Source organism: Oryzophilus luti (assembly GCF_059726245.1).
On record NZ_AP040874.1, the window covers coordinates 3,586,066 to 3,600,929 of the forward strand.

Genomic DNA, 14,864 nt, shown 5'->3' on the forward strand with positions numbered 1-14,864 from the left:
CAGAAGCTGAATATTGCGAGCGGGCGGCCATGCTGCCCGCTTCGTTTTGCGCGCAAGGCAGCATCATCTCCGGCGGAGTCCGGTAGAATGCGAGCGAACACTGTTCCGCGCGAGGGGCCATGCACGCCGACGTGAACACCGCATCTGAATCTGTTGATCTGCAGCACTCCATTCTTGACCGCCTGGCGCCGTGGCTGCCGTCTTTGCTGGCCATTCTGGCCTACCTTCCCACGCTCGGCTATGGATTCGTCTGGGACGATCAGTTTGCAATCGTCGGCAACGCGACCCTGCGCGACTGGTCTACGCCGATGCGGCTGCTAGCCGGAAAGCTCGATGCCACAACGATGATGTACCGCCCCGTCACCGGAATGGTCCAGTTCTTCGAGTTCCAGTTTTTTGGCCTGCACTCCTGGGGATACCACCTGACGAGTCTGTTGTTGCACGCCGTGGCCTGCGCGTTATTCTTCCGGCTGGCGCTGGCGCTCTGTGCGGATCGCCGCGTGGCGCTCATCGCAGCCGCGTTGTTCGCGGTGCACGCCGTGCACCTTGAGGCCGTCGCCTTCGCCTCCACCGTCGCCGACCCGCTCGTAGCCTGCTCTATCTGCGGCGGCATGCTGGCCTATCTTCACTATCGCCGCCAGCGTAGCGTCCTCAGCTTGGGAATGGTCTGCCTCGTCTTCTTCCTCGGCCTCTGGACCAAGGAGACGGCAATTGTTCTGCCCGTGCTATTTGCGGCCTATGAGTTTTTCTTCGCCGAGGAAAGCGACCGCTCCATCCGTGTGCACGCCGTCCCGGCCATTGCGCTCATCGCCACCGCAGCCGTGTATGGGGTTCTTCGGCAGCGGGCATTCCAGGGTTTCTTCGGCAATGAAACGCATCTGCCGCTTTCCACGATGGTGTTGACGTGGCCCTCGGCGCTGCTTGCCTATCTCCGCATGATGGTGTGGCCGCATTCGCTCAGCCCGTTCTATGACCTCGGTTATGTCACCTCGCCGGGGCCGCAGTTCTGGGCGCCGCTGTCAGTGCTGATCGTAGTTGCGGCGGTGCTCTTCTGGTTTGCCCGAAAGCTCGAGGGCGGTGCGCTCGTGGGCTTCTGCTCAGTGGCCATGCTGGCGAGCTTTGTGCCGGTGCTTGACCTGAACATTTTCCAGATCAACGTGGTGGTGCATGACCGCTTCACCTACATTCCCTCCGCCTTCTTCGCGCTGCTGGTGAGTTGGCTGCTCTGGCACGGCGCGCGCAAGGTTTCGCCAGCCAACGCGCTCAAGGCTTATGTGGTGGCCGGTGTGCTGCTGCTGGCGTGGCAGTCAGCCGCGTTGCTGGCACAGGAGCCGAACTGGGCCAACGACCTCGCCCTGTGGTCGCAGGCGGCCAAGGTCGCGCCCCAAAACACGCGCGCTGCGTACTCGCTGGCCGACCAATACCTCCAGCGTGGAGACCTGCCGGCGGCCGAGCGGCAACTGGAGCATGTGGTGGAGCTGGTAGCTGCGCCGCGCGCGCTGTTTCAGCTTGGTCAGGTTCGGATGTTCCAAGGGAAGTTCGCCGCCGCCGAGGAGCCGTTGCGCCGTGCCATTGCCATTACGCCAGACCGCCCTGCACAGCACTTTGTGTTCGCGCAATGCCTGGAGCAACAGGGGAAAAGAGATGAAGCCGTGGCCAACTACCGCGCCGAATCAGTCATCCCTTCGCCGTACCAGCAACAGGCGCGCGCACGCCTGACGCAACTCGGAGTGGCGGTGCAGTAGCGCGCCGCGCGTAAAACCAGAGTGAAGATGGAGTTCACGGGCCGCAGCGTTCGCTGCGGCCTTCGCGCATCGCAGCTTCTAAAGGCGGGTCTTGCGTGCTTTTCGAGTGGTCGACTTCGCCTGCGGGCTGAAGTGCTGCCATCCCTGCGGCACCAGCTCGGTCACGTAACCGTTTTCGTGCTCCAGTCCCAGTTCATTGCCTTCGGTGATGTAGCCGATGAGCGAGATCGCCACGCCGGCAATCTGGGCGGGTACGCGACGGCCCGGAGGCACGGTGAACAGCAGTTGATACTCGTCGCCGCCGTGCAGGGCGTGGCGCAGTTCCACTTCGTGTCGGTTGAGCGTCGCAACCGGAATGGCGTCCTCGCGCAGTACTGCCCCCACCTGGCTTTCGCGGCACAGGTTCGACAGGTCCGTAGAGAGTCCGTCGCTGATGTCCATCATCGCCGAGGGCAGGCCCTTTTCGCGCAGCACGCGCGCCACGGCCAACTGTGGTTCGGGATAAAAATGCGCGGGGTACGCCTTGGCGCGGAAGCGCCTTGTCGGTTCGGCAAACATCTGCTCCAGCAGCGCCATGGGCGCGCCCAATTCGCCGGTCACGTAGATGCTGTCACCCGGCTGCGCTCCGCTGCGCAGAATGGCCTTACCTGCCGGAACCGTGCCCAGCACCATGATGTCGGCCAGGATTCCGTCGGGCGACTGTGCAATGTCACCGCCGGCGAGCGTGACGCCGTGGCGTCGTGCCAGCCGCAGCATCCCTTCCATAAACTGGTCAACCCAGCGTTTCGGCGTCCTTGCGGGCAGTGCCAGGGAGAGGAAGGCCGCTGTCGCCTCGCCCCCCATGGCGGCAATGTCGCTCAGGCCGCGCGTCAGGCAGCGGTGACCAACCGAATCTGCCGGATGCCACTCGGTGCGGAAGTGCACACCTTCGAGACTGAAGTCGGTGGTAACCAGTATCTGCTGCCCGGGGGCGGCCTCCAGCACCGCGCAGTCATCGCCGATCGAGCGCACCACGTGCGCCCCAGCCTCTTTTCGCGGAGATGCCGCCGCCGATGCCTGCCGGATGCGGCGAATCAATTCCTGTTCCACCAGTGCCATGTGCCGAGAGTAACGCGGAGCCGGACGGCAGACAACTATTGCCGGCGCGCTCGAAGCGGGATGCCGCTCGCGCCGCCGCATGCTACTTTTATGGCAAACACCTGCTACCCACAGATGCCTACTTGCCCTGACATTCGCGCCGCCGCACCCGAGCCTTCGCGGTCGATTGGCCCCGCGCTCTCCCGCCGCCGGTGGTTTGTGGGCTTTCTGCTGGTGCTGACGCTTGCCGTGGCGGTTCGCGGTGTAAATGTGGTGAGGCTTGCTCAAAGCAGCCCGGAGAACCTGGAATCGCTCAGCTATCAGAGCAATGAGATGGGCGCGATTGCCCTGAATCTGGCCGCGGGGCGCGGTTTTAGCTCGCCTTTCAGTCCGGGGTTGGAGCCAACCGCATGGGAGTGTCCGCTGGTTCCCGGCGCCTACGCTCTGGCGCTGCTCGCCGCGGGTTCGCCCGAGCAAGCCAACGCCATCCTCTATGCCATGCAGGCCCTCGTCGGTGGACTTGCCGTGGGCTTTTACTGGCTGCTTGCCCGCAGGCTGGTTGCGCAGGCATCCGGCAGGATCGCCCGGTGGTTGCCGCTGGCGGTGGTGCTGCTTATGACCTTCTGGCCTGAATCGCTCTCGAATGTACGCAGGACCTGGTACTTCGTCTGGCAGGAGGCGGCGCTGGCGGGCTTCGTTCTGTTGGCCATGCGGTGGTGGGACGAACCGAATCGCCGCCGGAGCGTTGCGCTGGGGCTCGTCGCGGGTGTCATGCTGCTGATCAATGTGACGCCGCTGCTGATTATTGCGGTCGCGTTGCTGGTGCCGATCCTGCGAATGCGCGCCAACCGGCAAATCCTTCGTCAGGCGGCGCTCAGCATTTTCTGCCTGCTGCTGGTGATCACTCCGTGGCTGGTGCGCAATGCGGTTGTCTTTCACCAGTTTGTTCCGCTCCGCTCTAACAGCGGCTTTGAGCTGTTTCAGGGGAATAACGCGATGGAGTGTGTGCTGGCGCCGCTGCATCCGCCGCACCCGGCGAGTGACCCAGTCGAGGCCCGGCGCTACCGGGAGATGGGCGAGATTGCCTATTGCCGCTACAGCCTCGACCGAGCCAGGGATTACATCCGGCAGCATCCCGGCCAAACGCTGCGCCGTGTGGCCCAGCGCATCTATGCGTGCTATCTCACAGACCTGACTGCACGCTGGAGTGACGGTTCGGAAGGCGCATGGTGGCAAGCTCGCGGGCCGCTCTTGGTTCGCCAGCTTGTAACGCATCTCACTCCGCTGGCTGCATGTGTCGTGTTTGCCTGGGGAATCTGGAGTGGACGATGGAAACGGTTGCCATACGCATCCCTGCTGGTGGCGGTCGTGGTGCTGCTCGCTCTACCGCACTTCCTCACCTTTGCCGATGCGGAGTACACCACAGGGGTTCGTGTCTGGATGGCGTTGCTGGCGCTGTTTCTCCTGGCCGTGCGGCCACAGGACGCGAAATCGGACGATGGCATCGCTCTAAAATATTGATACTAAAGTGAGTGCTGCGTTCGTCGGAGGGGCAGCGCCCCTTCGTGCGGACACTTCTGGTTGACACTGCCCCCCTCGATTGCTAGCCTGAATAAGTAAGTTCTGAGGTTCGGCCGGATTGATTCCGCTTTCCACAGCGGTTGTCTCCGGCTTGTGATGTTTTGCGAGCCAAGTTTGTTTTGGCAGCTCTGAACCTCGACCTCAAACCGGAGATCCTGATTTTGCGAAAGCGCTTCTACATCCTGTTTGTTGCGCGTGATTCCGAAGGCCAGCTTCGCAAGATTCCCATTCCTCTCCACTATCTCTATGTCTTCCTTGTCGGAGCCATCATTGGCATGTTCACCATTACCGGCATGGCAGGCAGCTACGTGCGCATGCTGGCAAAGGTTTCCAACTTCAATCAGCTCCGCACGGAGAAGAACCAGCTGGCTGCCAACTACAACCGGTTGGAACAGGAGAGCAAGGAAAAGGACATTCAGGTGGCCTCGCTGGGAAGCATCGCCGGCGAAGTTTCCGCCCTCTACGGTTTGAAGAACGAAAATAAGCTGCTGCCGACCACCGAGCAGGTGAAGCCGGAGCAGTACAAGGCATCGCTCGACCAGCTTTACGCCCTGCGCGGCTCGGCCCTGAGCGGCGCGGCAACCCAAGGTCTGGGTACCGGCACACGCGTGGCTTCGCTGACTGATTGGGCGCGCGCAGCGGCGGCTCCGAACCTCTGGCCTGTCATGGGACGCCTGACCAGCTCCTTCGGCGAGCGCATCGATCCGTTCCGCGGAGAAGGCGCATTCCACAGCGGCGTCGACATCTCCGTGCCCTCCGGCACACCGATTGTCGCCCCGGCCGATGGCACCGTTACCTTCGCAGACTTCGAGAGCGGCTACGGCCGCCTGATCAAGCTCAGCCACGGCAACGGCGTCAGCACGCGCTACGGACACCTCTCCGGCTTCGCCGTCACCTCCGGACAGAAGGTCCATCGCGGACAGGTCATTGGCTACGTCGGTTCCAGTGGCCGCGTTACCAGCCCGCACCTGCACTATGAAGTTCGCATCGGCGAGACCCCGGTAAATCCGCACAAGTATCTGCGCGAGGCGCCGACCAAGTCTCTGCTGGCGCGGGCCGCCGGCAACAACTAACCAAAGTTCAGCCTTCAGTTTTTCCAATCTGGGGAATTCGTGTCTCTGTCTGCGCGCGGGCGGCGGATTCGTGCTGCTTGGAATAGAATCGTGCCCGTAGCTTTGGAGGCTTTTGATGACACGTTGCTTCGGGCAGTCTCCCTCTGCCCTCTGCTGCATCCTTGCTCTCTGCCTGATGGCCTCGGTTTCCGCCGGAGCACAGAGCGCGCCTGCCAGCCACGGCATCGCCGTCGGCCACATGGACCGCTCGGCCAAACCGGGCGACGACTTCTACGAATTCGCCAACGGTTCCTGGGTCAAGCGCACGGAAATTCCCGCCGACCGCGGCTCGCTCGGCGTCTTTGCCGTGCTCGACGACTTGAGCACCAAGCAGACTGCCGCGCTGATCGACGAGGCCGCCAAGGCCTCCGCTCCGGCTGGCACCGACGCCCGCAAGATCGCCGATCTTTACCACTCCTACATGGACGAGGCGACGCTGGAGAAGCGTGGCACCGCAGCGCTCAATCCGCACCTCGACAAGCTCGCGGCCATCAAGGACCGCCGCGAACTGGCGCGCGCCCTCGGCGAGAGCCTGCGCGCCGACGTGGACCCTCTGAACAACACGAACTACCACACCATGAACCTGTTCGGCATCTGGGTGGCGCCGGGCTTTGAGGACTACCAGCACTACACGCCGTACCTGCTCCAGGGCGGCATTGCGCTGCCCGACCGCGAATACTACCTGGCCGGGAGCGAGCACATGAAGGAAGTGCGCGCCAAGTACAAGCTGCACATCGCGGCCATGTTCGAGCTGGCAGGGCTGAGCGAGCCGGAAGCGCGCGCCGAGCGTGTCTTTAACCTCGAGCACGCCATTGCTACCAAACACCTGAGCCTGGCTGACAACGAGAACATTCACCACGCCAACAACCTGTGGTCGCAGGCCGACTTTGCCAAGAAGGCGCCGGGCCTCGACTGGGCCGAGTACTTCAAGGCCGCCGGTCTGGCCAAGCAGAAGACCTTTGACGTCTGGCAGCCCTCGGCCTTCGCGGGCGAGTCCGCGCTGGTGGCCTCCGAGCCGCTTGAGGCCTGGAAGGACCTGCTTGCCTATCACCTCATCGAGAACTACGCCGGAGCGCTGCCCAAGGCGTTCTCCGACGAGCGTTTCGACTTCTTCGGCAAGACGCTGACCGGCACGCCGCAGCAGCGTCCGCGTGAAAAGCGCGCCGTCAACATTGTCAACGGGCTGCTCGGTGACGCCGTGGGCCAGCTCTACGCCAAGCGCTACTTCCCGCCGGAAGCGAAGCAGCGCGCACAGGAGATGGTGGCCAACATCATTGAGGCCTTCCGCCTCCGTATTGACGCGCTTCCGTGGATGGCGCCCGAGACCAAGAAGGAAGCCAAAGCCAAGCTCGATACGCTCTACGTTGGCATTGGCTACCCGGAGACCTGGCGCAGCTACAAGAGCTACGAGGTGAAGGCCGACGATCTGTTCGGCAACCTATGGCGCGCCGAGCAGTTCGACCTGAAGGAGCAACTGGCGCGTCTGGGCAAGCCGGTCGATCGCCACGAGTGGTCGATGACGCCGCAGACGGTCAACGCCGTGAATCTGCCTTTGCAGAACGCGCTGAACTTCCCGGCGGCGATCCTGCAGCCTCCGTTCTTTGACGCGGAAGCTCCGGCGGCGGCCAACTACGGCGCCATCGGCAGCGTCATCGGACACGAAATCAGTCACACCTTCGACAGCGAAGGCGCGGCGTTCGATTCTCTGGGCCGTGTTCGCAATTGGTGGACCAAGGAAGACCTCGAGCACTTTGAGGCCGCCACCGCCCGCTTGGCCGCGCAGTATGACGGCTACAAGCCCTTCCCGGACTTGGCCATCAACGGCCGCCAGACATTGGCGGAGAACATCGCCGATGTGGCCGGCATCTCGGCGGCCTATGACGGCTGGCGAGCTTCGCTGAAAGGCCAGCCCGCGCCGGTGCAGGAGGGCTTCAGCGGCGAGCAGCAGTTGTTCATCGCCTTTGCTCAGAACTGGGCGTCAAAGGTGCGTCCGGCCTCGCTGCGCCGTCAGGTGATGACTGATCCGCACTCACCCGCGCAATGGCGCTCCTACACGGTGCGCAATATCGATGCCTGGTACCCGGCCTTTGACGTGAAGCCCGGCGACGCTCTGTATCTCGCCCCCGCTGACCGCGTAAAGATCTGGTAGGCGGCACGGCAGACAGGAACAATAAACCCCACTCAGGCTCAACCGCTTGAGTGGGGTTTGTTTTTCGTGTGTTGTTGTCGAGCTATTTCTTGGGCGAAATCTTCGGCTCGTTCTTGCTTTTGGTTTGCGGCGCGGGTGCAGCCTGTGGAGCCGTTGCTGGCGTTGCGGGCTGGTTGAAGCTGGGAGCGGCGGCAAACAGCTTCTTCAGCAGGTTCACGGGAATTTCCGCGGTGAGCACCGCGCTCTTCTTGTCCTGCACAACCTTCAGGCTGGTGAGCGCCGACTTCATCTCGGCGTCGTCGCCGGAAAGGTTCATGCCCTGTTGCAGGCTCTCAAACAGGTTGAGCAGAGTGTTGGCCTGCGCGGTGAACTTCTGCGCTTCATCCTCGCTCGGAGCAATCAGCTCAAAGCGGGCGCGCAGCGTGGTTAGCACGCGCACGCTTGCCACGTAGTTGCTCTCGGCCGGGACGAAGACGTCGATGCCGCCGGGGAGTGAGAGTGTCCGCTGTTGACGCGGGTTTCGCGGATCGGCCTGCACGCGTCCGATGATCCACGCGAGGCTGCCGAAGGGCACATGACTGTACTGTTCGCGCACCAAGCTGGGGCCGCCCAGGGGAAGCGCAGACTCCTTGTAGCGGTCGATTACGCCGTGGATGACCGAAGCATCGTCAACGTTGGAGGCCGCGACGGAATCAACGCCGATCAGCGCCACGCGCAGCATCCGGTTCTCCACCGGAATCGAGTAAATATCGACCTGCCGGTAGCTCTCGGTTGAGCGCGAGATGGAGCGTAGATAGTTTGCGAGTTTCTCGTGATTGAAGCGGCCGACGAGAAGCTCCGAGTAGCGGTTTTCGCCATTGGCAAGGCCTGCGTGAACGGCCAGCGCGGCTTCGTCCAGGTCGCGCTCCCACACAATGCCTGTGTCGCGCACAAAGCGGTCGTAGGCCGGTTCGCGGTCGGCGCTCGATTGCGTGCTGAAGCTGGTCAGCAGGCGCACGTTGCGCAGGTTCAGGTAGGCGACCGTGTCGGCCTCGGGCAGCAGGCGGACGGTCTCCGGCAGGGCGTGGCGGCGCATTGCCACCACCACGGCCAAAGCTGCCACAAGGACAAGGACGAAGATCAAAGCCCAGTAACGGCGGCGTAGTTTCATGCGTGTTTGCACGGGGCGGCGGGAGCGGTCCGCGCGCAGTAGCCAGTCGAAGAATTTTCCTGTAAAATCATCTGCGGTGCCGAATCATAGCATTCGCGCGGGCGGTTCGTCGCGCAGCGTATTCGGTGGTGCCGTTCCCGGGGCAAGGGCTGCAAGGTTGGCTTGCGTGGCGGAAATGCCTGTGTTAGTTTTGAGCACGGTGCCGAACGCCGGGAATGGTCAGGAGCGGTCTGCCTCCAAGTGAGGCCGTCTGTGGCGGCTCCCACATTGCTGGCGTAGCTCAGCTGGTAGAGCATCTGATTTGTAATCAGAGGGTCGGGGGTTCAAATCCCTTCGCCAGCTCCAAGTTGAACGAGAGCGCAGAGCGCTGGCCGCCGATTGGTGGCAGGGCGCATGCGATGAGTGGTTGAAGCTCTCGAATTCCGGCGCGCTTCAGGCGTGCCCATGAGTCCCGCAGCGCGAACCTCTCACGAGAACGCACTTGGGTCTGTAACCGGCGGTAGTTGCCGGTTTTGCGGTGTGCTTCGGCCGTAAATGTGCCGGGCTGGTTCTTTGCAAATAGAGCGCGGGGCTGGATGCGAAGGTTCGGCCGGGCGAATAACGAAAAAGTTTCAGCGTGCACAGGTGGCCGAGTGGTTAATGGCAGCAGACTGTAAATCTGCCGCTCTAATGAGCTACGGAGGTTCGAATCCTCCCCTGTGCACCAGGAGTTCAAGTGAAACGTCTTGCGAAGGCGTTTGCCGCCTACGCGGTGCTGGGTGTGCTGGAGTGGAATACCCTCGGCGATGAGCGGATTACGCTGGCCGGCGGAAATTTTGTCACCACACCTCGTAGCTTAGCGCTGGCTGTCTTGGCCGTGCTTGTGGTATTAACTCTACTGGCCCACTGGCGGCAACAGATGAGAGATCGTCTGGCGCGGCAGGATGGGCAGCGTGATTGAGATGTGCCGCGCGGAGTTCGGGCGGGAGTAACTCAGTGGTAGAGTCTCAGCCTTCCAAGCTGTTGGTCGCGGGTTCGATTCCCGTCTCCCGCTCCATGTAAGTTTTCGGCGCTGTTTGGCGCCGGTTGTGCAAGCTGATGTAGCTCAGTTGGTAGAGCACTCCCTTGGTAAGGGAGAGGTCACCAGTTCAATCCTGGTCATCAGCTCCAGTTTCAACGGTTTCATCTGTGGCTGTTGCGTGTGTGGTTTCCGCCGGTCAGCGGTTGAAAACGTGGATTGATGCCGATAGGCAATTGCGAGACAGGGCGAGTGATCGTCCTGTCTACGCCTGTCTGATTGGCACTGCCCTTTGGAAAAGTCTCCGGTCGGGTCTCGTATCTGGCAGTGGATCCCAGTACAAGGCAGGAAGTGCGCTCCTCGTGGGCGCGGCAGTACGGAGTCCGGCTTCGGCCGGAATGGCGTATTCGCGACATTGAGCAAGGCCAGAATGTGGAGCCAATTGGTGGGTTTCATGTTCCGGCGGGCCAAAATTTACAGTAACTACTAGGGTATAAGCGTATGGCGAAAGAGAAGTTTGACCGCAGCAAACCGCACGTGAACGTGGGCACGATTGGTCATATTGACCATGGCAAGACGACCTTGACGGCGGCGATCACGAAGGTGTTGGCCAAGCACAACCCCGGCATCAAGTTCCGCTCGTTCGACTCGATCGACAACGCGCCGGAAGAGCGGGAGCGCGGCATCACGATTGCGACGGCGCACGTGGAGTATGAGACGGCGAACCGTCACTACGCGCACGTGGACTGCCCGGGCCACGCCGACTACATCAAGAACATGATCACCGGCGCGGCGCAGATGGACGGCGCGATTCTGGTGGTTGCGGCCACCGACGGACCGATGCCGCAGACGAAGGAGCACGTTCTGCTGGCGCGCCAGGTTGGCGTTCCGTACATCGTCGTGTTCCTGAACAAGTGCGACGCGGTTGAGGATCCGGAACTGATCGACCTGGTTGAGATGGAAGTCCGCGAACTGCTGTCGAAGTACCAGTTCCCGGGCGACGATCTGCCGGTGATCCGTGGCAGCGCGCTGGGCGCGTTGAACGGGGAAGAGAAGTGGGAAAAGTCGATCGACGAGCTGATGGAAGCGGTGGACAAGAACGTACCGCTGCCGGCGCGCGCGGTTGACCAGCCGTTCCTGATGCCGATCGAAGACATCTTCTCGATCTCTGGCCGCGGCACGGTTGTGACGGGCCGTATCGAGCGCGGCAAGGTGAAGGTCGGCGAAGAGTGCGAAATCGTTGGCTTCCGCGAGACGCGCAAGACGGTTGTGACGGGCGTCGAAATGTTCAAGAAGCAGCTGGATGAAGGCATGGCGGGGGATAACGCCGGTCTTCTGCTGCGCGGCATTGCGAAGGAAGATGTTGAGCGCGGCATGGTTCTGGCCAAGCCGGGTTCGATCACGCCGCACACGAAGTTCAAGGGCGAAGTTTACGTGTTGTCGAAGGAAGAAGGCGGACGTCACACTCCGTTCTTCAAGGGCTACCGCCCGCAGTTCTACTTCCGCACGACGGACGTTACGGGCGTTGCGGAGCTTCCGGCGGGCACCGAGATGGTGATGCCGGGCGACAACGTGCAGCTTCAGGTTGAGCTGATCACTCCGGTTGCCATGGAAAAGGGCCTGCGCTTCGCCATCCGCGAAGGCGGCCGCACCGTCGGCGCCGGTACCATCAGCGAGATCCTGCAGTAACGGAATTCAGTGGGCGGGGCCGCATGTGCGGCCCCGTCTGTGGTACTAACCGCCGGCGAAAGGCCGGCTAAGGGGAGCCTGGCGGCGGGGCCAAGATCGCGCCACCAGCCAGGGACGCCAACGCCGAACATGGCGACGGGGCCAACCAGCCCCGGGAGCGGAGCCCTTAGAAATACGATCTTTGAGAGAAACCACAGTGATTGGCAAAGAACGAATCCGTATCCGCCTGAAGGCCTACGACTATCGCGTTCTCGACCAGTCCACGGGCGAAATCGTGGAAACGGCGCGCCGCACTGGCGCACAGATCGCCGGTCCGATTCCGCTTCCGACGGTGAAGAACAAGTACTGCGTACTGCGTTCTCCCCACGTGGACAAGAAGTCGCGCGAACAGTTTGAGATCCGCACCCACAAGCGCCTGCTCGATATTCTGGAGCCGACGCAGCAGACGGTGGACGCTCTGATGAAGCTCGACCTGCCGGCCGGCGTTGACGTTGAGATCAAGGCCTACGGCAAGGAACACAAATAACTGAGGGAAGCGGATCCTTCGCTTTGCTCAGGATGCCGGTAGCGGGCTCAGACGCCCGCAAAGCACCGGCACCTACAGTGCGCACCCTGCGGGGCACGCATGATGAGGAGACAAGAACATGGCAGTAAACGGAATTCTGGGAAAAAAGATCGGCATGACCCAGCTGTTCGACAGCAAGGGTGAAGTTCGCCCGGTCACGGTCATTCAGGCCGGTCCCTGCGTAATCACGCAGATCAAGACACAAGCCCATGACGGCTACGACGCGGCCCAGATCGGCCTCGTCGAGTTCGTCAAGCCCTCGCGGCTGACCAAGCCGATGAAGGGCCACTTCGACAAGAACAACCTTCCTCCGGTGAAGTTCATGAAGGAAGTTGCGGTCGCGGTGGACGGCGAGGGTGAGGCTGCGCCGACCAAGGTTGGCGACAAGGTTCTGGTGGACCTTTTTGACGGCGAGAAGTTCGTCGACGTGGTGGGCAAGAGCAAGGGACGCGGCTTTGCCGGCGTCGTGAAGCGGCACAAGTTCGCTGGCGGCCCGGCTGCCCACGGACACATGTTCCAGGTACAGGGCTCGATCGGCGCTTCGTCGTTTCCGTCGCGCGTTTTCCCCGGCCAGCGCATGAGCGGCCACATGGGAGACGTTGCGGTGACGGTGCGCAACCTGCGTGTTCTCGGCATCGACAAGGACGAGAACCTGCTGGTGATCGAAGGCGCCGTGCCGGGCCCGCGCAATGCTTACGTGGTCATCACGAAGTCGAAGAAACCGCCGAGAGAGCGTCGCGGATTCACTGGTGAGCAGACGGCGATCAACCCGTTGAAGGCCTCCAAGCGCGCAGCCAAGGGCAAGTAAGAATGACATGCGGGCGGCCGCGTAAGGCCGCCCAGGAGACTCGCCGGAACCTTATCGGCGGGTGCGAGAGAAACAGACATGGCAACGATTGACGTATTGAATCTGGCGGGCGAGAAGGTGGGAAGCCTCGAATTGGCCGAGGAAGTGTTCGGCGCAATCAACGAGGACCTGCTGTGGGAGGCTGTGAAGCACTTCCGCTCGGCCCAGCGTGCCGGCACCCACGCCACGAAGAACCGCAAGCTGGTCAGCGGCTCGGGCAAGAAGCTGTGGCGGCAGAAGGGCACGGGCCGCGCCCGTGTGGCTTCGATCCGCAGCCCTCTGTGGCGTCACGGTGGCACGGTTCACGGACCGCAGCCGCGCTCCTATGACTACGCTTTCCCGCGCAAGAAGGTGCTGGGCGCTCTGCGTTCGGCGCTGGCCGCGAAGCTGCAGGATGGCAAGCTGGTGGTGGTCGACAGCCTGAACATGGCCGAGATCAAGACCAAGACGCTGCGCTCGGCGCTCGACAAGCTGAAGGTCGAGAAGACGGCGCTGCTGGTGGAAGCCGCCGGTCCCATGCTGAACGAGAAGCTGGAACTGAGCGCGCGGAACCTGGCGGGCGTTGAGCTGCTGTACGGGCCGGAAGTGCACGCCTATCACCTGCTGCGCTATGACCGCGTGATCATCTCGCGCGAGGCGCTGGACAAGTTGCAGAGCGCGCTGAAGGCTTCGGCGCCGAAGCACAAGGCGGAGGTGGCCTAATGCAGCAATCTGCTTACAAGATCATCAACCGGCCGATCATCACGGAAAAAGGCCTGGGCGTGAAGGAAGCCGAGCAGACGCTGGTGTTCGAGGTGGCCGCTGGGGCCACCAAGACGGCGATCAAGCAGGCGGTCCAGTCGATCTTCAAGGTGAAGGTGGCCGAAGTCCGCACCGCGAACTTCTTCGGCAAGGAACGCCGCCGGGGCAAGTTCTCGGGCTATCGTCCGGACTGGAAGAAGGCCTACGTACGGCTCAAGGCGGGCGAGAAGATGCCCGAGTACGCGCAGAACCTGTAATTCTGTGCCTGGGCCAAGGGCCGCGCGGCAAGCTGAGCGCGGCGCAGCCTGCGGGAGAAACAAGAACCTATCCGCAGGCGTGAATGCTCCGGGGCGCGAGCCCCAAGGAGCCGGAAGAGAAGAACTATGGCGATCAAGACATACAGACCGGTAACTCCGACCCTGCGTTTTCAATCGACGCTGGTGCGCGAGGAGATTACGACCGACCGGCCCTACAAGCCGCTGACCGAGCCGAAGAAGGGCACGGGCGGCCGCCGCAATTCGGGCGATTTGACGATCTGGCACCGCGGCGGCGGCCACAAGCGCCGCATCCGCATCATCGACTTCAAGCGCGACAAGAACGGGATTCCCGCCACTGTCGTCTCGGTCGAATATGATCCGAACCGCTCGGCCAACATCGCACTGCTCAGCTACGCCGATGGCGAAAAGCGCTACATCCTTCACCCGGTGGGCCTGAAGGTGGGCAGCAAGATTGTGAGCGGCCCGGACGCCGACATTCTGGTTGGAAACGCCCTGCCGCTGCGGTTTATCCCGGCCGGCACGGTGGTTCACAACATCGAGCTGAAGCCCGGCAAGGGCGCGCAGATGGCGCGTTCGGCCGGTGCGCAGGCGCAGCTGGTTGCCAAGGAAGGCGACTATGCGCTGCTGAAGCTGCCCTCGGGCGAAACCCGCAAGGTTCTGGTCGATTGCATCGCGACCGTGGGCCAGGTGGGCAATCTCGACCACGAGAATGTGTCGATCGGCAAAGCCGGCCGCACCCGTTGGATGGGCAAGCGCCCGGTCAACCGCGGTGTGGTTATGAACCCGGTCGATCACCCGCATGGCGGCGGCGAAGGCAAGACTTCTGGCGGCCGTCACCCGGTTACCCCGTGGGGCCAGCCGACGCGTGGCTACAAGACTCGTAACAATAAGCGGACCGATAAGTTCATCGTGAGCCGCCGGAGCAAATAGGCA

Annotated in this window: 13 protein-coding genes and 4 tRNA genes; 15 read left to right on the top strand and 2 right to left on the bottom strand. The window is 62.5% G+C overall.

Annotated features, from left to right (window positions below; translation table 11 throughout):
• Positions 1–119 precede the first annotated feature (119 nt).
• Positions 120–1,745: a hypothetical protein gene (locus AC6IZO_RS15275; RefSeq protein WP_497806153.1), complete on the top strand. Its 1,626-nt coding sequence runs from the start codon at positions 120–122 to the stop codon at positions 1,743–1,745.
• Positions 1,746–1,823: 78 nt separating this feature from the next.
• On the opposite strand, the gene thiL is transcribed toward AC6IZO_RS15275, so the two are convergent.
• Positions 1,824–2,843, bottom strand: a complete 1,020-nt coding sequence (gene thiL / locus AC6IZO_RS15280; RefSeq protein WP_497806155.1) for a thiamine-phosphate kinase — start codon at positions 2,841–2,843, stop codon at positions 1,824–1,826.
• 198 nt (positions 2,844–3,041) lie between these two features.
• Here thiL and AC6IZO_RS15285 point away from each other — a divergent pair, with 198 nt between their 5' ends.
• The 3 genes from AC6IZO_RS15285 to AC6IZO_RS15295 all read left to right on the top strand — a co-directional run bounded on the left by AC6IZO_RS15285 (position 3,042) and on the right by AC6IZO_RS15295 (position 7,664).
• Complete coding sequence (locus tag AC6IZO_RS15285) at positions 3,042–4,343, top strand: hypothetical protein (RefSeq protein WP_497806156.1); 1,302 nt, start codon at positions 3,042–3,044, stop codon at positions 4,341–4,343.
• A gap of 221 nt (positions 4,344–4,564) precedes the next feature.
• Entirely contained in the window at positions 4,565–5,476 is a 912-nt protein-coding gene (locus AC6IZO_RS15290) for a M23 family metallopeptidase (RefSeq protein ID WP_497809976.1), read from the top strand.
• A gap of 115 nt (positions 5,477–5,591) precedes the next feature.
• The gene (locus AC6IZO_RS15295) at positions 5,592–7,664 is read left to right on the top strand and encodes a M13 family metallopeptidase (RefSeq protein ID WP_497806157.1); all 2,073 of its coding nucleotides are present in this window, start codon (positions 5,592–5,594) and stop codon (positions 7,662–7,664) included.
• Positions 7,665–7,746: 82 nt separating this feature from the next.
• On the opposite strand, the gene AC6IZO_RS15300 is transcribed toward AC6IZO_RS15295, so the two are convergent.
• Positions 7,747–8,814, bottom strand: a complete 1,068-nt coding sequence (locus tag AC6IZO_RS15300) for a hypothetical protein (protein WP_497806159.1) — start codon at positions 8,812–8,814, stop codon at positions 7,747–7,749.
• A gap of 269 nt (positions 8,815–9,083) precedes the next feature.
• On the opposite strand from AC6IZO_RS15300, the gene AC6IZO_RS15305 reads away from it, so the two are divergent.
• From AC6IZO_RS15305 to rplB, 11 genes are all read left to right on the top strand, one after another.
• Positions 9,084–9,159: transfer RNA gene (locus AC6IZO_RS15305), tRNA-Thr, on the top strand.
• 273 nt (positions 9,160–9,432) lie between these two features.
• Positions 9,433–9,520, top strand: a tRNA-Tyr gene (locus AC6IZO_RS15310).
• Positions 9,521–9,529: 9 nt separating this feature from the next.
• Positions 9,530–9,754 (top strand): hypothetical protein, encoded by a 225-nt coding sequence (locus AC6IZO_RS15315; RefSeq protein WP_497806161.1) that lies wholly within the window; start codon positions 9,530–9,532, stop codon positions 9,752–9,754.
• 21 nt (positions 9,755–9,775) lie between these two features.
• A tRNA-Gly gene (locus AC6IZO_RS15320) sits at positions 9,776–9,850 on the top strand.
• Between the two features lie 37 nt (positions 9,851–9,887).
• A tRNA-Thr gene (locus tag AC6IZO_RS15325) sits at positions 9,888–9,963 on the top strand.
• Positions 9,964–10,312: 349 nt separating this feature from the next.
• Complete coding sequence (tuf, locus tag AC6IZO_RS15330) at positions 10,313–11,500, top strand: elongation factor Tu (protein WP_497804975.1); 1,188 nt, start codon at positions 10,313–10,315, stop codon at positions 11,498–11,500.
• A 196-nt stretch (positions 11,501–11,696) separates the two neighbouring features.
• Positions 11,697–12,026, top strand: coding sequence for a 30S ribosomal protein S10 (gene rpsJ / locus AC6IZO_RS15335; RefSeq protein WP_497783943.1), 330 nt, complete (start codon positions 11,697–11,699; stop codon positions 12,024–12,026).
• A 118-nt stretch (positions 12,027–12,144) separates the two neighbouring features.
• Positions 12,145–12,873 carry a 50S ribosomal protein L3 gene (gene rplC / locus AC6IZO_RS15340; RefSeq protein WP_497806163.1) on the top strand — a complete coding sequence of 243 codons (729 nt, stop codon included), beginning with the start codon at positions 12,145–12,147 and terminating at the stop codon, positions 12,871–12,873.
• A 78-nt stretch (positions 12,874–12,951) separates the two neighbouring features.
• Positions 12,952–13,614, top strand: coding sequence for a 50S ribosomal protein L4 (gene rplD / locus AC6IZO_RS15345; RefSeq protein WP_497806165.1), 663 nt, complete (start codon positions 12,952–12,954; stop codon positions 13,612–13,614).
• A complete protein-coding gene (locus AC6IZO_RS15350; protein WP_497806167.1) occupies positions 13,614–13,910 on the top strand; it encodes a 50S ribosomal protein L23 in 297 nt (98 codons plus the stop codon). The genes rplD and AC6IZO_RS15350 overlap by 1 nt, the downstream gene beginning before the upstream one ends.
• A 126-nt stretch (positions 13,911–14,036) precedes the next feature.
• The gene (gene rplB / locus AC6IZO_RS15355) at positions 14,037–14,861 is read left to right on the top strand and encodes a 50S ribosomal protein L2 (RefSeq protein WP_497806169.1); all 825 of its coding nucleotides are present in this window, start codon (positions 14,037–14,039) and stop codon (positions 14,859–14,861) included.
• The last annotated feature ends 3 nt before the right edge of the window (positions 14,862–14,864 follow it).